Source organism: Monashia sp. HAY1-11D (assembly GCF_056868035.1).
In genome coordinates this window covers 2,121,891-2,146,033 of record NZ_CP200320.1, presented here as the reverse complement: position 1 = coordinate 2,146,033, position 24,143 = coordinate 2,121,891, and the positions used below count along the sequence as shown (strand labels likewise).

At 69.5% G+C, this 24,143-nt stretch carries 15 protein-coding genes and 3 rRNA genes; 4 read left to right on the top strand and 14 right to left on the bottom strand.

What is annotated here, in order from left to right; genetic code table 11:
- Positions 1-130: 130 nt before the first annotated feature.
- From AC1VM9_RS09915 to AC1VM9_RS09885, 7 genes are all read right to left on the bottom strand, one after another.
- Positions 131-988, bottom strand: a complete 858-nt coding sequence (locus tag AC1VM9_RS09915) for an HAD family hydrolase (RefSeq protein WP_481344758.1) — start codon at positions 986-988, stop codon at positions 131-133.
- Between the two features lie 106 nt (positions 989-1,094).
- Positions 1,095-2,468 carry a dihydrolipoyl dehydrogenase family protein gene (locus tag AC1VM9_RS09910; protein WP_483122486.1) on the bottom strand — a complete coding sequence of 458 codons (1,374 nt, stop codon included), beginning with the start codon at positions 2,466-2,468 and terminating at the stop codon, positions 1,095-1,097.
- A gap of 100 nt (positions 2,469-2,568) precedes the next feature.
- On the bottom strand, positions 2,569-4,575 hold the full coding sequence (locus AC1VM9_RS09905; RefSeq protein WP_483122485.1) for a M15 family metallopeptidase: 2,007 nt from the start codon (positions 4,573-4,575) through the stop codon (positions 2,569-2,571).
- A 247-nt stretch (positions 4,576-4,822) separates the two neighbouring features.
- Positions 4,823-4,939 (bottom strand): 5S ribosomal RNA (gene rrf, locus AC1VM9_RS09900).
- Positions 4,940-5,019: 80 nt separating this feature from the next.
- A 23S ribosomal RNA gene (locus AC1VM9_RS09895) occupies positions 5,020-8,160 on the bottom strand.
- 378 nt (positions 8,161-8,538) lie between these two features.
- Positions 8,539-10,072, bottom strand: a 16S ribosomal RNA gene (locus AC1VM9_RS09890).
- Together the 16S, 23S and 5S rRNA genes form the textbook arrangement of a ribosomal RNA operon.
- 733 nt (positions 10,073-10,805) lie before the next feature.
- The gene (locus AC1VM9_RS09885) at positions 10,806-11,804 is read right to left on the bottom strand and encodes an aldo/keto reductase (RefSeq protein ID WP_483122483.1); all 999 of its coding nucleotides are present in this window, start codon (positions 11,802-11,804) and stop codon (positions 10,806-10,808) included.
- 86 nt (positions 11,805-11,890) lie between these two features.
- Here AC1VM9_RS09885 and AC1VM9_RS09880 point away from each other — a divergent pair, with 86 nt between their 5' ends.
- A complete protein-coding gene (locus AC1VM9_RS09880; protein ID WP_483122482.1) occupies positions 11,891-12,313 on the top strand; it encodes a MerR family transcriptional regulator in 423 nt (140 codons plus the stop codon).
- Between the two features lie 81 nt (positions 12,314-12,394).
- Here the strand turns inward: AC1VM9_RS09880 and serS are convergent, their stop codons facing one another.
- The 3 genes from serS to AC1VM9_RS09865 form a co-directional block, all read right to left on the bottom strand.
- Complete coding sequence (gene serS, locus AC1VM9_RS09875) at positions 12,395-13,720, bottom strand: serine--tRNA ligase (protein ID WP_481341437.1); 1,326 nt, start codon at positions 13,718-13,720, stop codon at positions 12,395-12,397.
- A 158-nt stretch (positions 13,721-13,878) separates the two neighbouring features.
- A complete protein-coding gene (locus AC1VM9_RS09870) occupies positions 13,879-14,733 on the bottom strand; it encodes an ABC transporter permease (RefSeq protein WP_483122480.1) in 855 nt (284 codons plus the stop codon).
- A complete protein-coding gene (locus AC1VM9_RS09865) occupies positions 14,730-15,629 on the bottom strand; it encodes an ABC transporter ATP-binding protein (protein WP_481341439.1) in 900 nt (299 codons plus the stop codon). Before AC1VM9_RS09865 ends, AC1VM9_RS09870 begins: the two co-directional genes overlap by 4 nt.
- Before the next feature lie 303 nt (positions 15,630-15,932).
- Here AC1VM9_RS09865 and AC1VM9_RS09860 point away from each other — a divergent pair, with 303 nt between their 5' ends.
- Positions 15,933-17,591, top strand: coding sequence for an ABC-F family ATP-binding cassette domain-containing protein (locus tag AC1VM9_RS09860; RefSeq protein WP_483122479.1), 1,659 nt, complete (start codon positions 15,933-15,935; stop codon positions 17,589-17,591).
- 67 nt (positions 17,592-17,658) lie between these two features.
- Positions 17,659-19,092, top strand: a complete 1,434-nt coding sequence (gene zwf / locus AC1VM9_RS09855; protein WP_481341441.1) for a glucose-6-phosphate dehydrogenase — start codon at positions 17,659-17,661, stop codon at positions 19,090-19,092.
- Between the two features lie 12 nt (positions 19,093-19,104).
- On the opposite strand, the gene AC1VM9_RS09850 is transcribed toward zwf, so the two are convergent.
- The 3 genes from AC1VM9_RS09850 to AC1VM9_RS09840 all read right to left on the bottom strand — a co-directional run bounded on the left by AC1VM9_RS09850 (position 19,105) and on the right by AC1VM9_RS09840 (position 21,260).
- Positions 19,105-19,545 carry a DUF2500 domain-containing protein gene (locus tag AC1VM9_RS09850; protein ID WP_481345889.1) on the bottom strand — a complete coding sequence of 147 codons (441 nt, stop codon included), beginning with the start codon at positions 19,543-19,545 and terminating at the stop codon, positions 19,105-19,107.
- Between the two features lie 93 nt (positions 19,546-19,638).
- On the bottom strand, positions 19,639-20,694 hold the full coding sequence (locus AC1VM9_RS09845) for a Gfo/Idh/MocA family protein (RefSeq protein WP_483122477.1): 1,056 nt from the start codon (positions 20,692-20,694) through the stop codon (positions 19,639-19,641).
- Entirely contained in the window at positions 20,691-21,260 is a 570-nt protein-coding gene (locus tag AC1VM9_RS09840) for a DinB family protein (protein WP_483122476.1), read from the bottom strand. Before AC1VM9_RS09840 ends, AC1VM9_RS09845 begins: the two co-directional genes overlap by 4 nt.
- A 96-nt stretch (positions 21,261-21,356) precedes the next feature.
- Here AC1VM9_RS09840 and AC1VM9_RS09835 point away from each other — a divergent pair, with 96 nt between their 5' ends.
- The gene (locus tag AC1VM9_RS09835; RefSeq protein WP_483122474.1) at positions 21,357-22,472 is read left to right on the top strand and encodes a diacylglycerol/lipid kinase family protein; all 1,116 of its coding nucleotides are present in this window, start codon (positions 21,357-21,359) and stop codon (positions 22,470-22,472) included.
- Between the two features lie 416 nt (positions 22,473-22,888).
- On the opposite strand, the gene xylA is transcribed toward AC1VM9_RS09835, so the two are convergent.
- Entirely contained in the window at positions 22,889-24,076 is a 1,188-nt protein-coding gene (xylA, locus tag AC1VM9_RS09830) for a xylose isomerase (RefSeq protein WP_481341446.1), read from the bottom strand.
- Positions 24,077-24,143: the final 67 nt, after the last annotated feature.

Sequence of the window (24,143 nt, the reverse complement as noted above, 5' to 3'; positions counted from 1 at the left end):
GAAACGCACGGTGTCTCCTTCGGTCGGTGCAGGCGGTGCGCCTGCTCTCACCCTTGCGTCGAACGGCGGCCGACGGTCTCGACACGACCCGGGAGAATTCTCGTCGTGCCTCGCCGGCCGCGCGAGCGCGTCACAGCTCGAGACGTGCAGTGGCCCCGGAGGGCACGCCGTCGCGGAACGGGACGCCGTCCCTGACCGCGGCACTCACCGCCTCGAGCACGGGCACGAGGCCGTCCTCGTCGACGTGACCGGCCACCTCGTCGGCGACGGCCTTGACCTGGTCGGGAGCGTTGCCCATGGCGACGCCCCAGGCCGCCCAGTGCAGCATCTCGAGGTCGTTGCGCTGGTCGCCGCAGGCGATGGTGTGGATCGGCTCGATGCCGAGGCTGCGCCGGACGAGCTCGAGCGCGGACCCCTTGGACACGCCCTCGGGGTTGATGTCGAGCCAGGCGGACCAGCCGACGGCGTAGGACACGCCGTGCAGGCCGGCCCGCTCGACCATCTCCATGAACTCCTCGGCGCTGGCCTCGGGCTGACGCAGCGTCACACGGGTCACGGGGTGCTCGACGAGCTCGTCCCACGACACCACGCGCGACTCGCCCATGAGCTCACCGTCCGGGAAGTACCGGCTGACCTTGAACCCGACGCCGAGCTCCTCGACGGCGATGAGCGCGTCGGGAAGGGCGACCCGCATCTTCTCCAGCACGGGCCGCGGGTCGAAGGTCACCGTGTCGACGATTCGGTAGCCCTGCTCGGCGGCCGGGTCGAGCTCGAGCGTCACGGCCCCGTTGGCGCAGACGGCGAACCCGGTGGTGATCCCGAGCTCCTCGAGCACCGGGGTCGTCGCGAGGATCGAGCGTCCGGTGGCCACGACGACCCTCACCTCCTCCGGCAGCGCCCGGACGGCTTCGCGGACACGGGGCGACAGCTCGCCCATGTGGCTGAGGGTCGTCCCGTCGAGGTCGAGGGCGAGCAGGCGCTGGGGCATGGCCTCACCGTAGCGTCCGAAGCCGGGCGTCTCCGACGGCCCCGCACCCGAGCCGGTCGTGGCTCGCCGGCCGGACCGTCGACCGTACCCGCCCTCGTCGACCCCGTCAGGCGAGCCGGCCGAGCGCGTCCTCGATGCCACGGTGCAGCGTCGGGTAGGCGTAGATCATCGAGCGGAGCCGGGTGACGGGGACCTTGCCGTGGACCGCCACCGCGAGCGCCCCGAGGAGCTCACCACCCGCAGGGCCGACGACGGTCGCGCCCACGAGCAGCCCGCTGTCGGCGTCGGCCACCACCTTGATGAGGCCGTCGGCCTTGGCGATCCAGCCCCGCGTCGTCTCACCGAGCGGTGTCACGCCGACCTGCACCGTGTCGTACTGCTCGCGGGCCCGCGCCTCGGTGAGGCCGACCGCGCCGACCTCGGGGTCGGTGAAGGTGACCCGGGGCAGCGCCGCGTACTCCGCGGGCGGCCCGTCGTCGCCGAGGACGTCGCGGACGACGACCGCAGCCTGGTACATCGACACGTGGGTGAACGCGCCCTTGCCGGTGATGTCTCCGATGGCCCAGACGCCGTCGGCGACGCGGCACTCGTCGTCGACCGGGGCGAAGCGTGCGTCCTCGGCGACACCGACGTGGTGCAGCCCGACGCCGGTGACGTCGGGGCGCCGGCCGGTGGCCACGAGGATCCGGTCGGCGTCGACGTGCCTGCCGTCCTCGAGGCTGACGCGGACGCCGGCGTCGTGCCGTTCGACCCTGGTGGCGCCGACGCCGGTGTGCACCGTGATGCCCTCGGCCTCGAACACCTCCGCCACCTTCGCCGACGCCTCCGGCTCCTCGAGGGCGAGGAGCCGGTCGGCCGCCTCGACGACGGTGACGCTCGTGCCGAAGCGGGCCATGGCCTGGCTCAGCTCGCAGCCGATGGCGCCGCCACCGAGCACGACGAGCGAGGCCGGCAGCTCGGCGGCCTCGACGGCCTCGTGGTTGGTCCAGTAGGGCACGTCCGCGAGGCCCTCGATGGGCGGGATCGCTGGGGTCGTGCCGGTGTTGACGACGATCCCGGTGGTCGCGGTGTACGCGGTGCCGTCGACGCTGACCCGGCCGGACCCGGTGATGACTCCGGTCCCCCGGACGAACGTGGCGCCCTTGCCGACGAGGCGGTCGACGGCGACCTTGTCGTCCCAGTCGTCGGTGGCCTCGTCGCGGATGCGCCGGTGCACGTGCCCCCAGTCGGGACTGACCTGGCCGATGCTGCCCGCGAGGTCCGGGACGCGCCGCGCCTCGGCGAGGGCGTCAGCAGCACGGATCATCATCTTCGACGGGATGCATCCCCAGTAGGGGCACTCGCCGCCGACGAGGCGACGGTCGACGCCGAGGACGCGCAGCCCGCGTTCGGCGAGGGTGCCGGCCACGTGCTCGCCGCCGGGGCCGAGCCCGATGACGATGACGTCGAAGGTGTGGTCTGCGTCGAGGCCGCTGCTCATGCCCCACCCTTACCTGTGGCATGCCTCCCCGTCGAGCCCACTCGGGTCGACGAGCACTGTCGACGAGCACGGTCGACGGTCGCGTCGACGCCGCGACGCCTCAGCGCAGGGTGCCGTGCAGGAGGTCGTCTCCGTCCGGGGTCGTGGCGTAGCCCGCCTTGGGCCGCGACGGGTACCCGGTGTCGAAGTGCATGTAGTCGCGCCACGCGTCGGTGCCCGACCAGTACCAGTCGTAGGAACGCAGCACCGTCCAGGCGAGGCCGCCGTAGCGAATCGCCCCGGGGGCGGTCGAGGAGGCGGGGGCGTTGGGGTCCCACGTGCCGGTGCGCGGGTTGATGTAGGGGTTCTGCACCGGGTTGAGGTCGAGGGCGCGGCCCCACGCGTGCGGTGAGGACGAGTTGCTCGAGTTCTGCTCCGAGGGCTTGCGGCAGTTGAGCGCCGTCGACACGTTGCCCTTCGACCCGAGCCACTCCCAGCCGCCGAACATCTCGATGCCCTCGACGCGGTGCATCCGGAAACCCTTGGCGTAGAGGGTGTTGAAGATCTTCGCGGTGCTCGTGGCGACGTCGGCGTTGACATTGACCCAGCCGCGGTGCGTCTGGCCGTCGAGCCCGCGGTAGGGCACCTCGACGCGCCGGAACGACGTCCGGTAGCCCGGGCAACCACTCCGCCACACGCCGCTGGCCGTGACCTTGGCCCACTGCTCGTCGGTCATGAGCTTGATCGTCGAGGGGGCGTAGGCGGCCACCGGAGGTGTCGCCGGGGTGCCGGCGTCGGTGAAGCCGTAGGGCGCGGGCAGGATCGCGGGCGTGGCGGCGCTCGTACGTGCGGTGGTCGTGTAGCCGGCCCGTCGCCCGGTGACCGTCACCGTGAGCCGCTTGCCGAGGTCGGCCCGCGTCGGCCGGTAGGCGCGGGTCGTGGCTCCCGGGATGGCGACACCGTTGCGACGCCACTGGACCGTGATACCGGCGGACGGGCTCCATGCGCCCGTGGTCACGGTGACCGGCCACCCGACGCGCCGGAAGAACCCACCGACGGTCGGCGTCGGTGCGGTGGTGAACGGGCGGGTGATCGGTCCGCGCGACGCACTCGTTCGCACGACCGTGAGGAAACCCGACCGTCGCGCCGTGACGACGACGTCGACGCGATGCCCGAGCCGCGTCGCGTCGAGGTAGAGCCACCACTTCGTCGCGCCGGCGACGGCCCGGCCGTCGATCCGCCACTGGTAGCTCAGGGTCGCGCTGGGCGACCACGTCCCCGGTGCGACGCCCACGGACGAGCCGATCTGCGGCGTACCGGTGACCACCGGGACGGGAGCCGCCGCGAAGATGCCCCAGTCGACGGCAGCCGTCGGTGCGGACGTGCGCGCGACCGGCGTGAAACCGTCCCGCGAGCCGGTGACCGTCACCGTCACCCGCTTGGTCCGGTCGGCGGCCTGCAGCGTGTAGGTGCTCCGGGTGGCACCGCTCACAGGCACGCCGTCGACGCGCCACTGGTAGGTGAAGGTGGCGGCCGGCGCCCAGGCTCCCGGGACCGCGGTGAGGATGCGACCGACGCGCAGCGTCCCGGTCACCGACGGGGCTGGGGCCGCGGTGAAGATCCCCGGTCCGACCGGTCCGACCGGGTCGCTCGTCACCACGTCGACGACGGTGTCGCCGCGGTGGGAGGTCACGATGACCGCGACCTGCCTGCCGAGGGACGACGCCGGTGGGACGAGGGTCGGGTCCGTGGCGCCCGCGAGGGGGGTGCCGTCGACGGTCCACTGGTAGGTCAGCGTCAGGTCGGGGTCCCAGCCGTCGGTGACGGCGGTCAGGCTCGCGCCGACACGCGGGGTGCCGGCCACCGACACCGTGCCGGGCAGCGCGGAAGTCGCCGAAGTCGGCGGGGCCGGCGCTGAGGTCGTCGGGTCGGGCCCCGGCGTCGCCGTCTGGGCGCTCGAGCCGCCGGACGCGGGCGGCGGGCCGGGTGTGTCCGCGGCGACCGCGTCGGGTGCCACCACCATCGTCGCCGCCAGCACCGCCCCCACGACGCCGGCGATGGCTCCCCGGCCGCGGGATCGGACGGGTCGCGTCGGCGACGGTGCGGGCAGCTCGAGCGGACCGGGCATGGGCGGACCTCCGCGTCGCGGCACCGGGGTTGGCGCCGGGCTGCGCCCGACATACCCCATTTGCCCGATTCTCAGACCGTCGCCTCCACGAAGTCCAGCTGGTGCGCACCGACGGGCACCGCATCCTCGTGCAGGTGGCGGAGGTCCGGACCGTGGAGCCCGGCACGTCGGGCTGACCCCAAGGTCCGGAAAATGCGGCAGAGGCCCTGCCCGGGGTGTCCCGGGAGGGCCTCTGTCGTGAAAGTGTGTCCGGCTGCGTCCTACTCTCCCACACCGTCACCAGTGCAGTACCATCGGCGCTGAAGGGCTTAGCTTCCGGGTTCGGAATGGGGCCGGGCGTTTCCCCTTCGCTATGACAGCCGAAACTCTATGGAGATCTCAAACACGCGGGGTGTGGAGTGTTTGTGTCTCGGGAACTGCACAGTGGACGCGGAGCATCTTCGTAGGGTCAAGTTGTCGGCTTATTAGTACCGGTCAGCTCCACACATTGCTGTGCTTCCACATCCGGCCTATCGACCCAGTCGTCTAGCTGGGAGCCTCTCGCCCTCGCGGGCCTGGAAACCTCATCTTGAAACGTGCTTCCCGCTTAGATGCTTTCAGCGGTTATCACTTCCGAACGTAGCTAATCAGCGGTGCTCCTGGCGGAACAACTGACACACCAGAGGTTCGTCCATCCCGGTCCTCTCGTACTAGGGACAGCCTTTCTCAAGTTTCCTACGCGCACAGCGGATAGGGACCGAACTGTCTCACGACGTTCTAAACCCAGCTCGCGTACCGCTTTAATGGGCGAACAGCCCAACCCTTGGGACCTACTCCAGCCCCAGGATGCGACGAGCCGACATCGAGGTGCCAAACCATGCCGTCGATATGGACTCTTGGGCAAGATCAGCCTGTTATCCCCGGGGTACCTTTTATCCGTTGAGCGACGGCGCTTCCACAAGCCACCGCCGGATCACTAGTCCCGACTTTCGTCCCTGCTCGACATGCCTGTCTCACAGTCAAGCTCCCTTGTGCACTTACACTCGACACCTGATTGCCAACCAGGCTGAGGGAACCTTTGGGCGCCTCCGTTACCTTTTAGGAGGCAACCGCCCCAGTTAAACTACCCACCAGGCACTGTCCCTGATCCGGATCACGGACCGAGGTTAGATATCCAGAACGACCAGAGTGGTATTTCAACGTTGACTCCACCGGCACTGACGTGCCCGCTTCACAGTCTCCCACCTATCCTACACAAGCCGTACCGAACACCAATACCAAGCTGTAGTAAAGGTCCCGGGGTCTTTCCGTCCTGCTGCGCGTAACGAGCATCTTTACTCGTAGTGCAATTTCGCCGAGTTCGTGGTTGAGACAGTGGAGAAGTCGTTACGCCATTCGTGCAGGTCGGAACTTACCCGACAAGGAATTTCGCTACCTTAGGATGGTTATAGTTACCACCGCCGTTTACTGGCGCTTAAGTTCTCAGCGTCGCACTCGCGTGCTAACCGGTCCCCTTAACGTTCCAGCACCGGGCAGGCGTCAGTCCGTATACATCGTCTTGCGACTTGGCACGGACCTGTGTTTTTAGTAAACAGTCGCTTCTCCCTGGTCTCTGCGGCCGATCACGCTCGGGAAGCAAGTTCCGTCACGATCAGGGCCCCCCTTCTCCCGAAGTTACGGGGGTATTTTGCCGAATTCCTTAACCACGATTCACTCGATCGCCTTGGTATTCTCTACCTAACCACCTGAGTCGGTTTGGGGTACGGGCGGCTCGAACCTCGCTAGAAGTTTTTCTCGGCAGCATAGGATCACCCTCTTCCCGCATTCGCGGTCACTATCAGGTCTCAGGCTCACAACTCAATGCGGCGGTCCGGATTTGCCTGGACCGCGCCCTACACCCTTGGACGTGGACAACCATCGCCACGCGGAGGCTACCTTCCTGCGTCACTCCATCGCTTGACTACTACCCGCTCGGGCCGTGCGCTCCACACACCCGATGAGACCGAAGTCTCGGTGGGCGTGCTTCAGGCACTTAGCATCACGGGGGTCATCAGGGGCGGTTCTTCGCCGGTTCCGGAATATCAACCGGATGTCCATCGACTACGCCTGTCGGCCTCGCCTTAGGTCCCGACTTACCCAGGGCAGATTAGCTTGACCCTGGAACCCTTGGTTATTCGGCGGACGGGTTTCTCGCCCGTCATTCGCTACTCATGCCTGCATTCTCACTCGTGTAGCCTCCACGGCTGGATCACTCCGCCGCTTCCCTGGCAACACGACGCTCCCCTACCCATCAACACGCCTGGACACCGGTCCCGCAGGAGCCGGTGCCGAGCAGTATGTCAATGCCACAGCTTCGGTGGTGTGCTTGAGCCCCGCTACATTGTCGGCGCGGAATCACTTGACCAGTGAGCTATTACGCACTCTTTGAAGGGTGGCTGCTTCTAAGCCAACCTCCTGGTTGTCACAGCAACTCCACATCCTTTCCCACTTAGCACACGCTTAGGGACCTTAGCTGGTGATCTGGGCTGTTTCCCTCTCGACTACGGAGCTTATCCCCCGCAGTCTCACTGCCACGCTCTCACTTACCGGCATTCGGAGTTTGGCTAACGTCAGTAACCTGGTGAGGCCCATCGGCTATCCAGTAGCTCTACCTCCGGCAAGAAACACGTGACGCTGCACCTAAATGCATTTCGGGGAGAACCAGCTATCACGGAGTTTGATTGGCCTTTCACCCCTACCCACAGCTCATCCCCTCAGTTTTCAACCTAAGTGGGTTCGGTCCTCCACGCAGTCTTACCTGCGCTTCAACCTGGCCATGGGTAGATCACTCCGCTTCGGGTCTAGACCCAGCGACTAAAACGCCCTCTTCGGACTCGCTTTCGCTACGGCTTCCCCACACGGGTTAACCTCGCCACTGAGCACTAACTCGCAGGCTCATTCTTCAAAAGGCACGCTGTCACCCCACACGCCCAACGGCGGGAGGCTCCAACGGATTGTAGGCACACGGTTTCAGGATCTATTTCACTCCCCTCCCGGGGTACTTTTCACCTTTCCCTCACGGTACTTGTCCGCTATCGGTCACCAGGGAATATTTAGGCTTAGCAGGTGGTCCTGCCAGATTCACACGGGATTTCTCGGGCCCCGTGCTACTTGGGATCCCTCACTGGAGTCCACACCATTTCGTCTACGGGGGTCGCACCCTCTGTGCCGAGCCATTCAATGCTCTTCGACTATGACGCAGATTTCTCACTCCATGCCAGAGTGTCAGCTCCGGCCGCAAGGTCCCACGACCCCGGACATGCAACGCCTGACAGCTATCACACACGCCCGGTTTAGCCTCATCCGCTTTCGCTCGCCACTACTCACGGAATCACTGTTGTTTTCTCTTCCTGTGGGTACTGAGATGTTTCACTTCCCCACGTTCCCTCCACACACCCTATATATTCAGGTGCGGGTGACTGGACTTGCCTCCAGCCGGGTTTCCCCATTCGGAAATCCTCGGATCACAGCCTGGTTATCGGCTACCCGAGGCTTATCGCAGATTCCTACGTCCTTCTTCGGTTCCTGGTGCCAAGGCATCCACCGTGTGCCCTTAAAAACTTGAGCCACAAAGATGCTCGCGTCCACTGTGTAGTTCTCAAAACACAACCGGCACCCACCACCACCCCGACAAACGCCAGGAGATCGGGCGGGCCCACACCCAGAAGAAACAGCGCACCCACCACCAGCACACGCGACCGCGCGCCGGCGTTGGGGTCTGATCCCTCAGGACCCAACAACGTGCCAGACACCCACCCGAACCCGCGCCGCGTTCCACTCCCTCAGATCCTCGCGGACCGTCACCGGGTTGTACTAGCGAGCCACCGGCTCGACCAGGTGCCAAGTAATCGATGTTCCACCCATGAGCACCCCCACCAGGCGTTCGCTGGCGGCGGGCCACTGCGCCACCAGACCCACGGGCCCGGCAGCGAAGCTGCTCCTTAGAAAGGAGGTGATCCAGCCGCACCTTCCGGTACGGCTACCTTGTTACGACTTAGTCCCAATCGCCAGTCCCACCTTCGACGGCTCCCCCCACCACCACAAGGGCTTAGGTTGGGCCACCGGCTTCGGGTGTTACCGACTTTCGTGACTTGACGGGCGGTGTGTACAAGGCCCGGGAACGTATTCACCGCAGCGTTGCTGATCTGCGATTACTAGCGACTCCGACTTCATGGGGTCGAGTTGCAGACCCCAATCCGAACTGAGACCGGTTTTTTGGGATTCGCTCCACCTCACGGCTTCGCCACCCTTTGTACCGGCCATTGTAGCATGCGTGAAGCCCAAGACATAAGGGGCATGATGATTTGACGTCATCCCCACCTTCCTCCGAGTTGACCCCGGCAGTCTCCTATGAGTCCCCACCATCACGTGCTGGCAACATAGAACGAGGGTTGCGCTCGTTGCGGGACTTAACCCAACATCTCACGACACGAGCTGACGACAACCATGCACCACCTGTACACCAGTCCGAAGACGCACCCATCTCTGAGTGATTCCGGTGTATGTCAAGCCTTGGTAAGGTTCTTCGCGTTGCATCGAATTAATCCGCATGCTCCGCCGCTTGTGCGGGCCCCCGTCAATTCCTTTGAGTTTTAGCCTTGCGGCCGTACTCCCCAGGCGGGGCGCTTAATGCGTTAGCTGCGGCACGGAACCCGTGGAATGGGTCCCACACCTAGCGCCCAACGTTTACGGCATGGACTACCAGGGTATCTAATCCTGTTCGCTCCCCATGCTTTCGCTTCTCAGCGTCAGTAGTGGCCCAGAGACCTGCCTTCGCCATCGGTGTTCCTCCTGATATCTGCGCATTCCACCGCTACACCAGGAATTCCAGTCTCCCCTACCACACTCTAGCCTGCCCGTACCCACTGCAAGTCCGGGGTTGAGCCCCGGATTTTCACAGCAGACGCGACAAACCGCCTACAAGCTCTTTACGCCCAATAATTCCGGACAACGCTCGCACCCTACGTATTACCGCGGCTGCTGGCACGTAGTTAGCCGGTGCTTCTTCTGCAGGTACCGTCACTTCCGCTTCTTCCCTGCTGAAAGAGGTTTACAACCCGAAGGCCGTCATCCCTCACGCGGCGTCGCTGCATCAGGCTTCCGCCCATTGTGCAATATTCCCCACTGCTGCCTCCCGTAGGAGTCTGGGCCGTGTCTCAGTCCCAGTGTGGCCGGTCGCCCTCTCAGGCCGGCTACCCGTCGTCGCCTTGGTGAGCCACTACCTCACCAACAAGCTGATAGGCCGCGAGCCCATCCCAGACCGAAAAACTTTCCACACGGTAGAGATGCCTCTCCGTGTCATATCCGGTATTAGCTCCGGTTTCCCGGGGTTATCCCAGAGTCTGGGGCAGGTTACTCACGTGTTACTCACCCGTTCGCCACTGATCAGGCCAAGCAAGCTTGACCGTCACCGTTCGACTTGCATGTGTTAAGCACGCCGCCAGCGTTCGTCCTGAGCCAGGATCAAACTCTCCGTTGATGTTCAAACAAACCCACGAAGGGCCAAACTGATCCAGGCTGAGCCGAACAACCAGCACAAAATACTGATCGTCGTTGTCAACCAAAGAAATTTCTTCATCCAAGGAACCAGCCACCCACGACCACAACAGTCACAAGCACACGCCAGCCCCTCGAGACGAGGTAAATAGGCATCGATTTTTGACACGCTGTTGAGTTCTCAAGAATCAGACACACACCATCAACCACACCCACACACGCAGGCCCGGCCTCCGGGGATTCCGTTTCACGCTGCCCATCGCACCTGGTCGGATCGCATCCGTGACCCGCTCTGAGGAGCGACCGGATCGATCCGCCGGACTCGGCGGGCTTCACCACTCTACCCCATCCTCGAGGGTGCCCGTGACGCTGTCACGGCCACCCGGTCGGGCGGGCCAGAGCCCCGTCGAGACCCTGTTCGGGGCTCCGTGACGGAGGTGAGACGTCACCCGAGGGACCGGCCAACTTCGCTCTCGACCAAGTCGATCGCCGTGGCGTCCGTTGCTCCCTGTCGGGCTGACGAAGAGAACAGTACAGGTGATGGGCCAGACCGCCAAAACGGCTCCCCCGCCGCCCGATCCGAGCGGCGGGCCGTCACCGCGAGCCGGGGTTCCATCCCACCGGCACGGGTCCGGGGAACGCCGTGAAGGCCTCGCCCGCGCCCGCCCGTCCCGGGCTGCGGCGAGCACCCCCTCGGGCTCGCGCCGGTACAGCCGTCAGGCGAGCAGTCGCGTGACCTCGGCCATCTCGGCCGGGGTCAGGGGGCCGTGCGAGAGCGCGCCGGCGTTCGCCTCGGCCTGTGCCACGGTGCGGACCCCGGGGATCGGGACGGTGGCCGCGCTGCGTCCCCAGATCCAGGCCAGCGCCCCCTGGGCGGGCGTGCGCCCGCCGGAGGTGATGACCTCGCGGATCGCGGCCGCGCGGGCGAGCCACTCCGGGTTGGGCCTGCCGTCGATGAAGTACGCCATCCAGGCCGCACCCGTGGCGCGGACGTCGGTGGCGGACAGCGTGGCCCCGCCGTCGTAGGCCCCGGTGAGCACGCCCATCCCGAGGGGACCGCGGTTGATGCTCGCGAGGTTCTCGGTCTCGCAGAGGTCGAGCATGGCCGGGTTGTCCTCGAGCACGTTGAGCTGGTGCTCGACGGCCGTGCAGTGCGGGCCCTGCGCGAAGACCCGGGCACGCTCCACGTCGTCGGTGCTCCAGCCGTACGCCCGGATGGTGCCCTCGTCGACGAGGGAGTCGAGCACGGCCCGCACGTCCTCGCCCCGCGCCGGTTCCAGGTCACCGACGTGGAGCAGCAGCACGTCGATCCAGTCCGTGCCGAGGCGCCGCAGGCTCTCGGCGCACGACCGGCGAACCGCGTCCGGCGTGACGTCGACGCCGCTGACGCTCTTGGCCGCCTCGTCCACGACGTAGCCGAACTTCGTGGCGATCACGACGTCCGAGCGCCGGTCGGCGACGGCCCTCCCCAGCACGACCTCGCTGTGGCCGGCCCCGTAGTTGGCGGCCGTGTCGAAGAAGGTGACGCCACCGGCCATCGCCGCGTGGAGCGCGCGGACCGACTCCGCGTCGTCGACCTCGCCCCAGCCGGCCTGCTGTCCGCCCATGGTCCACGGGCCACCGATGGCCCAGCAGCCCACACCGAGGGCACTGACCTCGATCCCGCTGCGGCCGAGGGTCCGTCGGGTGGTGATGGTGCTCTCCGATGTCGTCATGACCGCGACGCTAGATCCTGGAGCGCGCACCAGATCAAGCCCCTTTCGGACACCGATCCCACGCTCGGTGCCTCTACGGTGGACCGATGACGACGACAGGCGACGCCGCCGGTCTCCGCGTGGGAGAGGCTGCACGAGCGGCAGGGGTCAGCATCGACACCCTCCGGTACTACGAGCGCGAGGACCTGCTTCGCACCGAGCGGACCCCGAGCGGCCACCGCCGCTACTTCGACTCCGACCTGGACTGGATCGGCGTCCTCACCTGCCTGCGCGAGTCGGGCATGCCGATCCGGCGGATGCGCGAGTTCGCCACGCTCGTCGGCGAGGACGACGACGCCACCGTCGGCGCGCGCATCGAGCTGCTCGAGGAGCACCGGGCCGACGTCGTTCGCCGGATCCGCGAGCTGGAGTCCAACCTGCGACGCGTCGAGGGGAAGCTGGCCTGGTACCGGGACCGCCTCGCCGAGGGCGACCCGACGGACGCCCCTTCGCCCGGGCCCCAGGCGTAGGACCCGGCCCGGAGCGTCAGGTCGCGAGGCTCGGCCACGAGGTCGCGAGCTCGACGACCGGCGACCGGTCCGCCCCTCGGGTCAGGACAGCGGCTTGAGGACGTCGAGACCGACGAAGGGACGCAGTGCCTCGGGCACCACGACCGAGCCGTCGGCCTGCTGGTGGTTCTCGAGGATGGCGACGAGCCAGCGGGTCGTGCCGAGCGTGCCGTTGAGCGTCGCCACGGCGCGCGTGCCCGGGCCGTTCGGGTCGCGTTCGCGGGTTCCCAGCCGGCGCGCCTGGTACGTGGTGCAGTTCGACGTCGACGTCAGCTCGCGGTAGCGGCCCTGCGTCGGCACCCACGCCTCGCAGTCGAACTTGCGCGCGGCCGGGCTACCGAGGTCACCGGCCGCCGTGTCGATGATGCGGTAGGGCACCTCGACCTTGGCGAGCATCTCGCGCTCCCAGTCGAGGAGGCGCTGGTGCTCGGCCTCGGCGTCCTCGACGCGGCAGTAGCTGAACATCTCGACCTTGTGGAACTGGTGCACCCGGATGATGCCGCGGGTGTCCTTGCCGTGCGAGCCGGCCTCGCGCCGATAGCAGGCCGACCAGCCGGCGTAGCGCTTCGGCCCACCCGACAGGTCGATGATCTCGTCGGCGTGGTAGCCGGCGAGGGCCACCTCCGAGGTGCCGGTCAGGTAGAGGTCGTCGGCCTCCAGCCGGTAGACCTCCTCGGCGTGGGCGTCCATGAAGCCGGCCCCGACCATGATCTCCGGCCGCGCGAGCGTCGGGGTGATCATCGGCGTGAACCCCGTCGCGGTCGCCTGCGCGATGGCCATGTTGAGCAGCGCCAGCTCGAGCTGGGCCCCGACGCCGGTCAGGTAGTAGAAGCGCGCGCCGCCGACCTTGGCGCCGCGCTCCATGTCGATGGCGCCGAGCCGCTCGCCGAGGGCGAGGTGGTCCAGCGGCTCGAAGCCCTCGGCCGCGAAGTCGCGCGGCGTGCCGACGGTCTCGAGCACGACGTAGTCGTCCTCGCCGCCGGTGGGCACGCCCTCGATGATGACGTTGCCGACGCGTCGGAGCAGCCGGTCGAGCTCGGCGCCGGCGGCGTCGGCCTCCTCCTCGAGCCCCTTGACCCGGTCGCTCAGCGTCGCGGCGTGCGCGCGCGCCTCGTGGGCCTTCCTCTCGAGCTGCTCCGCGTCGGCGTCCCCGGCCTTCCGCGCCTTCTGGAACGCGCCCATGGCGGCACCGACGGCCTTGCTGACCGTCTTCTGCTCGGCGCGGAGGCGCTCGAAGTCGGTGAGGGACGATCGACGGCGCTCGTCGGCGGCGAGGATCGCGTCGACGATCCCCGGGTCCTCTCCACGGGCCTGTTGCGAGGCGCGGACCCGGTCCGGTTCGTCGCGCACGAGCTTGATGTCGATCACGCGCGCCAGCCTAACGGCGCCCGCAGGCCGCCCTCGACCGAGTTCCGGACGGGGCGCGACGGCGACCCGACGCGTCGAGCGGCCGGTGTCCTCGACGGACACCGGCCGCTCCTCTCGAGGGGTCGCGGGACGCGGTCCTCCGACGGGTCCGCCGTGGGCTACTTGACCTCGGCGCGGGTCAGGCGCCAGATGCCGACGGCGAGCGGTGCGACGACCCACAGGCCGACCGACGCGCCGAGGTGGGCCCACTGGGAACCGGTGAGGGAGCCCTCGAAGAGCGGCTGCATCGTCTGGTTCAGGTCGAGCCACTCCGCGGCCGACCGCAGCCACGAGACCATCGAGCCGAGGATCGACCACGCGGTCGGCAGGACGAAGAAGACGACGACGGCAGCCGGGGTGTTCTTGAAGAGCATGCCGAAGCCGACGCCCTGCGCGACACCGAGCAGCACGTAGCCCGCGGCCCCGAGGAGGACGAGCCCGCCGATGGACCAGTCGGGGTCGATGCCGCGGAAGGTGATGGCCGCCTGGTGCGCGACGCCGGCGAGGGCGAGCGACAGGGCGAAGGCGGAAGCGCCGACGACCAGGGCGCTGAGGAGCTTGGCCCACGCGACCCGGATGCGCCGCGGCTCGAGACCGAACGTGACGAGCCCGGTGCGTTGGCTCCACTCCGCCGTCACGGCGAGGATGCCGACGACGGGCAGGATGAGGGCCATCGGCATCGTCGTGGCCTGGAGGTACTCACCGAAGGCGTGCTGGCCGCCCTCGTTGAAGAACATGATCGTCAGGGCGACGGCGATGATCGCGCCGATGCCGATGAGCAGCCAGCGTCCTGCGCGGGTGTCGAGCATCTTGCGCAGCTCGACGTGCAGGAGGCGGGTGAAGGGCACCCCGGTCGTGGGCCGCTCGCCGCCGATACGGGCCGGCATGGTCGCCCTGCTGGGCAGCGCCGACTCGACGTGCTTCGGGGACGCCTGTGCTGCAGGCGCGTTCGTGGTGGTGGGAGTGGTGGTCATGCCGCCACCTCCTCTCGGGCGGCGTCGGCCGTGAGGTCGAGGAACATCTCCTCGAGGCCCCTGCTGTCGCCACCGCGCAGCTCGGTCAGGACGACCTGGTGGGCGGCGGCGACGCGTCCCACCACGAGCGGCTCGGCCTCGACCTGCAGCCCGCCGGTCGGGGTGCGGTGCGCGGCGACCGACTCGGCCGTGAGCGCCGCGAGGAGCGCGTCGTCGTCGGTCGAGCGCACGTGCGTGCCCGCGCCGGCGAGCAGCTCGTCCTTGGTGCCCTGCGCCATGATGCGACCGTGGCCGATGACGACGATCTCGTCGGCGACGCGCTCGATCTCGCCCAGCAGGTGCGAGGACAGCAGTACCGTGCCGCCCTCGTTGGCGTAGCCGCGCAGCAGGTCGCGCATCCACCGGATGCCGGCCGGGTCGAGGCCGTTGGCCGGCTCGTCGAGGATGAGCACCTCGGGGTCGCCGAGGAGCGCGTGGGCGATGCCGAGGCGCTGGCGCATGCCGAGGGAGTAGTTGCGGACGCGTCGGTTCGCCTCCTTGTCGGTGAGGCCGACGAGCTCGACCATCTCGTCGACGCGGCCACGGCCGACACCCATGAGGATCGCCCCGAGCGTCAGCACCTCCCGGCCGGTGCGTCCGGCGTGCTGCGCCGACGCGTCGAGGAGCAGGCCGACGTGGCGGCCCGGGTTCGGCAGGGCGCCGTACGGCCGGCCGAGCACCGTGGCCCGCCCGGAGGTCGCCGGGGTGAGGCCGGACATGACGCGCATCGCGGTCGTCTTGCCGGCGCCGTTCGGTCCGAGGAAGCCGGTGACGAGACCGGGCTTGACCTCGAACGAGATGTCGTCGACGGCCGTGAAGGCGCCGTACCGCTTGGTGAGTCGTTCGACTGTGATCATGGGCCACACCCTGTCGGTGACGCGGGGCCTCGCGCATCCGTCATGAGCCTGATTCCGACCCCTACCCAGGTCGTAGCCGACCCTGACCCGAGTCAGGGTCGGACCGGGCGAGCGGCCGCTCCGGCGGACGGCGCCGGCGGGCGGCGCCGGCGGTCCGGAAATGCGGTGGACGCGTCGCCGGCGACAGCTCTAGGGTCTCGCCTCGTGTGGATCTCCTGATGCCTCGAGCCCGCCCGCGCCGTGACCGTCCGCCACCGGACCAGGTCACGCCGCGGGGCCCTGCCGACCATCAAGGACCTCGCCATGTCCACCACCCTCACCGTCACCGACCTCGACGTCGCCTTCGGCGCTCGCGTCCTCTTCTCGGGCCTGGGCCTGGTCGTGTCCGACGGCGACGTCACCGCCGTCGTCGGCCCCAACGGGTCCGGCAAGTCGACGCTGATGCGCACCCTCGCGGGCGAGCTGCCCGTCGAGCGCGGCGCGGTGCGTCTCGCACCTGCCGACGCGACGGTCGCCTGCCTCCCGCAGGCGTTGCCCGACGCGCAGGAGTCCCTGCTCGCGTACGCGCACCGGCGCACCGGCGTCGCCGCAGCCGACGCCGAGCTCGAGGCGGCCTCGGCCGCGCTGGCCGAGGCGTGCCCCGGCGCGGAGGACCGCTACGCCGTGGCGCTCGAGCGGTGGCTCGCGCTCGGTGCGGCCGACCTGGACGAGCGCCTGCCGGAGGTGTCGGCACGCGTGGGGCTCGACGTCGACGCGTCGCGTCCGCTCGGCACGCTCTCGGGCGGACAGGCGGCGCGGGCGAGCCTCGTCGCCGTCCTGCTGAGCCAGTACGACGTGCTGCTGCTCGACGAGCCGACCAACGACCTCGACGCGCGGGGCCTGGACCTCATGGTCGACTTCGTCCGGTCGCACGAGGGCCCGGTGCTCGTCGCGAGCCACGACCGGACGTTCCTCGACGCGGTCGCGAGCGACGTCCTCGAGCTCGACCTGGCGCAGCAGAAGGTCGCCCGCTACTCGGGCGGCTGGAGCGCCTACGTGGAGCAGCGCGAGCTGGCCCGCGCCCAGGCGTGGGACGCCTGGGAGGGCTACACCGCCGAGCGGGAGGCGCTGCTCGGCCAGGCCCGCCAACGGGCCGACTGGGCGGTCCGGGGGCGCACCGGGCCGAAGGCGACGAAGGAGCCCGACAAGCACATCCGCGAGAAGCACCGGGCCCGCGCGGACCGGCAGGGTGCCAAGGGCGCCCGCCTCGAGCGGGCCGCGGACCGGCTCGCCGTCGTCGACCAGCCGCGCAAGGAGTGGCAGCTGCGGTACTCGATCACCCCGGGGAGGCCATCGGCCGACGTCGTCGCGACGTTGTCGGACGCGGTCGTCGAGCGGCACGGGTTCCGGCTCGGCCCGGTGTCGCTCGTCGTCGGCCGCGGGGACCGGATCGCCCTCGTCGGCGACAACGGCAGCGGCAAGACGACGCTGCTCGGCGCGCTCCTCGGCGACCTGCCGCTCGCCTCCGGTCGCCGCGCATCGGGCACCCGCGTGTCGGTCGGGGTGCTCGACCAGCGACGCCGCGTGCTCGACACCGACGCGACGGTCCTCGACGTCGTGCGTCGCGAGCTCGGCCCCCACGCGCGGACGAGCCGGGAGTGGCCGGCCGGCGAGGTGCGGACCCTGCTGGCCAAGTTCGGCCTCGGCGCCGAGCACGTCGGGCGCCCGGCGCGAAGCCTGTCGATGGGTGAGCGGACCCGGGCGCTCATGGCGCTCTTCCAGGGCCGTGAGGTCAACGTCCTCGTCCTCGACGAGCCCACCAACCACCTCGACGTCCCGGCGATCGAGCAGCTGGAGGCGGCCGTCGCGGCCTACGACGGGACGGTTCTCGTCGTCAGCCACGACGTGTCGCTGCTCGAGGCCATCGGGCTGACGCACCGCTGGCACCTCGAGGCCGGCCGGGTCCGCGTCGAGGCCCTCTGAGGCTGCGCCGCGCCGCAGGTGTCGCGGACCCCTCCCCATTCGGGCCGAGGTGCGCGACGCTGGGGTCATGCCTGCCACGACCGTCGTCCTGTTCGGCGCCACCGGTGACCTCGCCAAGCGCAAGCTGCTCCCGGGCCTGCTCCACCTGCACGAGAGCCAGCTGCTCGAGGGCCTGCGCGTCGTCGCCACGAGCCTTGAGAACCTGACCCGCGACGAGTTCCTCGACCTCGTGTTCGCCTCGATCCGCGAGCACTCGAGCCACGACGTCACGGACGACGACCTGCGCGAGTTCGCCGACCGCATCCACTGGGTGCCGGGTTCGGCTGGGCCGCAGGGGATCCGGGACGCGGTGGACGAGTCGGAGCAGATCCTCGGGCCCGAGGCGTGGCGCCTGCACTACCTGTCCGTGCCGCCGAAGGCCGCCCTCGCGGTGGTGCGCCAGCTCGAGGAGGCCAAGCTGGTCGAGCGCAGCCGGATCATCATGGAGAAGCCGTTCGGGACGGACCTGGCCAGCGCCCGCGCCCTCAACGCCGAGCTGCACGAGGTCTTCGCCGAGGAGCAGATCTTCCGCATCGACCACTTCCTCGGCAAGGAGGCGGCCCAGAACATCCTCGCGTTCCGGTTCGCCAACGGCCTCTTCGAGCCGATCTGGCACCGCAACCACATCGACCACATCCAGATCGACGTGCCCGAGACGCTGGGCCTGGCCCAACGGGCCGACTTCTACGAGGGCACCGGCGCCTACCGCGACATGGTCGTGACGCACCTGTTCCAGGTGCTCGCGTTCACGGCCATGGAGCCGCCCACGTCCCTGGAGCCCCATGCGATCAGCGAGGAGAAGAACAAGGTCTTCCGGTCGATGGCCCCCATCGACCCGCACGACGTCGTCCGTGGCCAGTACGTCGGCTACCGCGACGAGCCCGGCGTCCGCTCCGACAGCGACACCGAGACGTTCGTGGCGCTCAAGTGCCACGTCGACAACTGGCGCTGGGCCGGCGTCCCCTTCTTCCTACGCACCGGCAAGCGTCTCGCCGAGGGCGCCCGCATCATCTCCATCGCCTTCAAGGAGCCGCCGCGCTCGATGTTCCCGGCCGGTTCGGGCGTCGGCGACAACGGCCCGGACCACCTGACCTTCGACCTCGCCGACAAGTCTCGGATGTCGCTGTCGTTCTACGGCAAGCGACCCGGACCGGGCATGAAGCTCGACAAGCTGTCGATGCAGTTCTCCGTGCAGGAGACCAACTGGGCGGGCGCCGTGCTCGAGGCGTACGAGCGGCTGATCTACGACGCGGCGCGGGGCGACCGGACGCTCTTCACCTCGGCCGAGGGCATCGAGCGGCTGTGGGAGGTGAGCCAGCCGCTGCTCGACAACCCGCCGACCGTGCGGCCGTACCAGCCGGGCACGTGGGGCCCGAACCAGATCCACCAGCTCGTCGCGCCGTTCACGTGGCGGCTGCCGTTCGAGCGCCCGTGGCGCAGCCCGAACGACTACGGCGCCTGACCTGTCTCCGGCTCAGCCGGCGGTCGCCCGGGTGAAGCCCTTGTAGCGCCTCCCCTGGTGGATGAGGTGTCCGCGGTCGCCCTCGGCGAGCTGCCCGTAGTCGCGCCCGCTCACCTGCAGCTCGCGCCGCTGCCCCGAGTCCTCCTCGAAGGTCACGAAGTACGTCGTGCTGGTGCTGGCCGGCCCGGCGATGCTCGCCGGTCCGCTCGCATCGGCACCGGGCAGCGCGGCGGAGCCGGACCGCCGGCGCACGTCGGTACGCCTGGACACGACGAGGGCATCGACGCTGCGCAGCGGCGCGGCCTGGTCGGTACGCCACTGCGCGACGCCCTTGACGAGCGTGTAGACGACTCCCGCGACGACGAGCGTCGCGACGAGGCCGAAGAAGAGGAGGAAGCCGCTCGGCGGACCGGCCATCGCCGGGTCGAACGGGACGAAGTCGTCGGTGAGCATGCGCACCCCTGTGTGCTCGAGCCAGTGAGGACCGCAGTATGACTCGTCCGGGAGCCGGACGGTTGCATCACGGGCGGCGTCGGCGCCGGACGCTCACTCGCCGGGGTAAAGAACCCCGACCTGGCGGCGCACCTCGTCCATCGTCTCCATGACCCGCAGCGTCGTCGTGTGCGGCATGAGGGGCGACTCGCGCTCACCGGCGGCGAGGCACCGGGCGAACTCTGCTGCCTCGTAGGAGAACCCGCGGACGTCCTCCGGCAGGCCGCCAGGACGCTCGTCGAGCACCGCGTTGTCGAGGCCGACGAGGCGCAGCGTCGAGCCTGCGCCGTAGAAGGTGCCGGTGAGCTCGAGGCGCGCGGCGGTGCCGGCGACGACGGCGGTGCACGGCGTGACACCGGCCATGGTGCACGACAGGACGCCGTGGGCACCGGCCGCGTTGGCGACGGTGACCGTGGTCGTGGCGTCGACGCCGAGGTCGGTCAGCGTCCCCTTCGCCTGCACCGATGCGGGTGGGCCGAGGACGAGGTCGGCGAAGGACACGGGATAGACGCCGAGGTCGAGCAGGGCCCCACCGGCGAGCTCGGGCTGGGCCAGACGCTCGGGGCCCTCCGGGTAGAGCCGCTGCCCGTGGTCGGCGAAGACCGTGACGACCTCGCCGATGAGGCCCGACTCGACGACGTGCCGCACGACGTCGTACTGCGGCAGGAACCGGCTCCACATCGCCTCGACGACGAGCAGGTCGCGCGCGGCCGCGGCGTCGAGCACCTCGCGGGCCTCGGCCGCGCTGCGGGTGAAGGCCTTCTCGACGAGGACGGGCTTGCCGGCCTCGATGGCGAGGAGGGCGTGCGCACGGTGCTCGGAGTGGGGTGACGCGACGTACACGGCGTCGACCTCGGGGTCGGCGACGAGGTCCTCGTAGCTGCCGTGGGCCCGGGGGATGCCGTACTCGTCGGCGAACTCCTGCGCGCGGACGTGGCTGCGCGACCCGACGGCCACGACCTCGGAGGCGGTTCCGACGGCGACGGCCTCGGCGAACGAGTGCGCGATGCCGCCCGGCGCGAGGACACCCCAGCGGATGGCCGGAGCGTCGTGCGGGTCAGGGGTTCGCGCCGCCGGCAGCGCGAGGCGCACCTCGATGGGGAGCGTCACGCCTTCACGTCCCACAGGTGGTGGCGGATGTCGTGCGCGAAGTACACGGCCAGCGTGCCCGCCGTGAACTCCGACCCGTTGCTGCGCAGCGCCGGCCAGCCCCACTCGTCCCCGACCGGGCGCTGGAAGGTGGCGGCCGCCGCCTCGAACGCGTCGTGCAGCTCACCGCGCAGCACGTCGCCGTCCGTGCGCCAGTACTCCTTCGCGAGGGCGGTCGCGTCCTGGTCCCAGTCGGCGAACCGGACGACCTGACCGCCGCCGTCGAGGATCTGCTCGAGCCGGCCGGCCATGACGTCACAGACGTCGCGAACGTGGCACGCGTACTCGACCGCCGACCACACGCCCTGCCCCGGACGCGTCCGCGCGTCCGGGCGGCCGAGCGCCGCGGTGAACCGGCCGGCTGCGTCACGCAGCAGCGCCGGCACGGCCGTGGGCTCGAGCCGCGACGGGTCGAAGCCGCAGTCCGGGCACGGCTGGCGCAGCACCCACGTCCAGTCGGCGGTGTCGGGGGTCGCGGGACCGGGATCCTCGACGCGCAGGGCACCGGGGCCCGTCGGCTCGCTCATGCGGGTCAGCCTAGGGCCGTCGGGCCGGACCGGCTCACGTCGTCCGACGACCGACCGGATTCCGGACGGACGGGAACCGGGCGATACCGTGCTCTGGTGCTGAGGGACTACCTGCCGTGGATCGTCGCCGGGGTCGTGGTTCTGGCCCTGGTCGTCGGCGGCGTGGTCCTCACGCGGGTCGCGCCGGACGCCACGGGGACGCTGCGACGCCGACCGCGCCCACCGCGCGACCACTTCCGCTCCGGCGACGACGGGGCCGCCACGCCGCTGCGGCGAGCGGCGGTCGTCGTCAACCCGACGAAGTTCACCGACCTGCCGGCGATCCGCGAGCGCATCGTCGCGACGTGCCACGCGAACGGGTGGGGCGACCCGCTCTTCTACGAGACCACCGTCGAGGACCCGGGCGCCGGCCAGGCCGCGCGGGCGGTCCGTGACGGCGTCGACCTCGTGTGCAGCCTGGGCGGCGACGGCACGGTGCGCAACGTCGCCCACGCGCTCCTCGGCACCGAGACGCCGCTCGGCATCCTGCCCGCCGGGACCGGGAACCTCCTGGCCCGCAACCTCGACCTCCCCGTGGCGCTCGAGAACGCCCTCGAGGTGGCGCTGAGCGGCCGCAACCGGCGCATCGACGTCGGCGAGCTGCTCGTCGGCGCGGCGCCCGACCCGACCGCGCCCGGTGATGCCGAGCCCGACGACCCGCGCCCGCTCCACCACTTCCTCGTCATGAGCGGCCTGGGGATGGACGCCGAGATCATGGCGGCCACGAACGAGAACCTCAAGAAGAAGGTCGGCTGGCCGGCGTACATGGTGTCGGGCCTCAGGTCGCTCGTCTCCCCGGAGTTCCGCGTGCGCCTCAAGATCGACGACGAGCTCGAGTTCCGCCGCCGTGCGCGGATGGTGGTCATCGGCAACTGCGGGCGGTTGCTCGGCGGCTTGGTGCTCATGCCGAACGCCCGCGTCGACGACGGGCACCTCGACACCGTCATCGCCTCGCCCCGGGGTGTCGTCGGCTGGGTGCCGGTTGCGACGCGGGTCGTGACCCGCCGGCGCAAGGGCCACTCGACGCTCGACCACAAGGTGTGCCAGGAGATCCGGGTGCGCGCCGACCGGCCGATCGCCGTCCAGGTCGACGGCGACGTCATCGGTGAGGCGAACGAGGTGTTCGCCCGGATCCGTCCGGCGGCTCTGACGGTGCGCGTCAGCCTGACCTGAGGGCAAGCCGCCGTCCACCCCTCCCCTCCCTCACGAGCTGCCGCGGAAAGCGGGGCAGCGGCCGGGTGCCACGGTCCTCTCGCCCCCGCCCTCACGCACTGCCCCGGAAAGCGGGGCTGCGGCGGGGTGCCACGGTCCTCTCGCCGTCTCCCTCACGCACTGCCCCGGAAAGCGGGGCAGCAGCCGGGTGCCACGGTCCTTGCGCCCCCGCCCTCACGCACTGCCCCGGAAAGCGGGGCAGCAGCCGGGTGCCACGGTCCTCTCGCCGTATCCCTCACGCACTGCCCCGGAAAGCGGGGCACTGCGTGAGGGAGATGGGGGAACCGGGCCGGCCGCTCGCCGAAGGGGTTCCAGCCAGCGCGTACCTGGTCGCGACCGTGGTCGGCGTCCCAGTCCACCGACTGGCCGGTCAGGCTTCAGCGGGCGCCGAGGGCGTGCTCGACGGCCAGCTGGTTGAGTGCGACGAACGCGTACCCTGCCGCGGCCAGCGCGTCGGCGTCGACGTCCTCGTAGGCCGACCGGTCGGCGAGCAGGTCGGCGAGCGTCTCCCCCTCGGACAACGTGGGCTCGGCCAGCTCGAGGACCCGGCTCGCGGCGAAGGCCGCCTGGACCTCCGGGTCGGCCCGGTAGGCCGCCGCGCGCTCGGCGAGCAGGATGTACGTGCTCATGTTGGCCGCGGCCGAGGCCCAGACGCCGTCGACGTCCTCGGTGCGCGAGGGCTTGTAGTCGAAGTGGCGCGGCCCGTCGTAGCGCGGCCCGCCGCCCGGGAAGCCGTTCTCGAGCAGGTCGACCGTGAAGAACGCCGACAGCAGGTCGCCGTGGCCGAAGACGAGGTCCTGGTCGTACTTGATCGAGCGCTGGCCGTTGAGGTCGATGTGGAACAGCTTGCCGGCCCAGAGCGCCTGCGCGATGCCGGCCGTGTAGTTCAGGCCCGCCATCTGCTCGTGCCCGACCTCCGGGTTGAGGCCGACGATGTCGCCGTGCTCGAGCTGGGCGATGAAGCCGAGGGCGTGCCCGACCGTGGGCAGGATGATGTCGCCACGCGGCTCGTTCGGCTTGGGCTCCAAGGCGATCCGCAGGTCGTAGCCCTGCTCCTTGATGTAGGCCGCGACCGTGTCGATGCCCTCGCGGTACCGGTCGAGGGCGGCGTTGAGGTCCTTGGCGCCGTCGTACTCGGCGCCCTCACGGCCACCCCACATGACGAACGTCTGCGCCCCGAGCTCGGCCGCGAGGTCGACGTTGCGGACCACCTTGCGCAGCCCGTACCTGCGCACGTCGCGGTTGTTCGACGTGAAGGCGCCGTCCTTGAACACCGGGTGGCTGAACGTGTTCGTCGTGACCATCTCGCAGACGAGGCCGGTCGCGTCGAGCGTCTTGCGGAAGTCGGCGACGATGCGGTCGCGCTCGGCGTCGCTGCTGCCGAACGGCACGAGGTCGTCGTCGTGGAACGTCACGCCCCAGGCGCCGAGATCGGCGAGACGCCGGCACGACTCGAGGGGGTCCAGGTGCGGGCGCGACGCGTCGCCGAACTGGTCGCGCGCCTCCCAACCCACGGTCCAGAGGCCGAACGAGAACCGGTCGTCGGGGGTCGGGGTGCGGACCATGAGGCTCCTCCTGAGCAGGCGGCATCGTCGGCCGCGATTTGTATGATGAACAAACATATTGGCTCGA

Excerpts from the sequence above, each read along its gene's own strand:
- AC1VM9_RS09915 (WP_481344758.1), bottom strand. The coding sequence starts at position 988 with ATGCCCCAGCGCCTGCTCGCCCTCGACCTCGACGGGACGACCCTCAGC.
- AC1VM9_RS09840 (WP_483122476.1), bottom strand. The coding sequence starts at position 21,260 with ATGAGCGAGCCGACGGGCCCCGGTGCCCTGCGCGTCGAGGATCCCGGT.
- AC1VM9_RS09865 (WP_481341439.1), bottom strand. The coding sequence starts at position 15,629 with ATGATCACAGTCGAACGACTCACCAAGCGGTACGGCGCCTTCACGGCC.
- AC1VM9_RS09905 (WP_483122485.1), bottom strand. The coding sequence starts at position 4,575 with ATGCCCGGTCCGCTCGAGCTGCCCGCACCGTCGCCGACGCGACCCGTC.
- zwf (WP_481341441.1), top strand. The coding sequence starts at position 17,659 with ATGCCTGCCACGACCGTCGTCCTGTTCGGCGCCACCGGTGACCTCGCC.
- AC1VM9_RS09880 (WP_483122482.1), top strand. The coding sequence starts at position 11,891 with ATGACGACGACAGGCGACGCCGCCGGTCTCCGCGTGGGAGAGGCTGCA.
- AC1VM9_RS09870 (WP_483122480.1), bottom strand. The coding sequence starts at position 14,733 with ATGACCACCACTCCCACCACCACGAACGCGCCTGCAGCACAGGCGTCC.
- xylA (WP_481341446.1), bottom strand. The coding sequence starts at position 24,076 with ATGGTCCGCACCCCGACCCCCGACGACCGGTTCTCGTTCGGCCTCTGG.
- AC1VM9_RS09910 (WP_483122486.1), bottom strand. The coding sequence starts at position 2,468 with ATGAGCAGCGGCCTCGACGCAGACCACACCTTCGACGTCATCGTCATC.
- AC1VM9_RS09885 (WP_483122483.1), bottom strand. The coding sequence starts at position 11,804 with ATGACGACATCGGAGAGCACCATCACCACCCGACGGACCCTCGGCCGC.
- AC1VM9_RS09860 (WP_483122479.1), top strand. The coding sequence starts at position 15,933 with ATGTCCACCACCCTCACCGTCACCGACCTCGACGTCGCCTTCGGCGCT.
- AC1VM9_RS09850 (WP_481345889.1), bottom strand. The coding sequence starts at position 19,545 with ATGCTCACCGACGACTTCGTCCCGTTCGACCCGGCGATGGCCGGTCCG.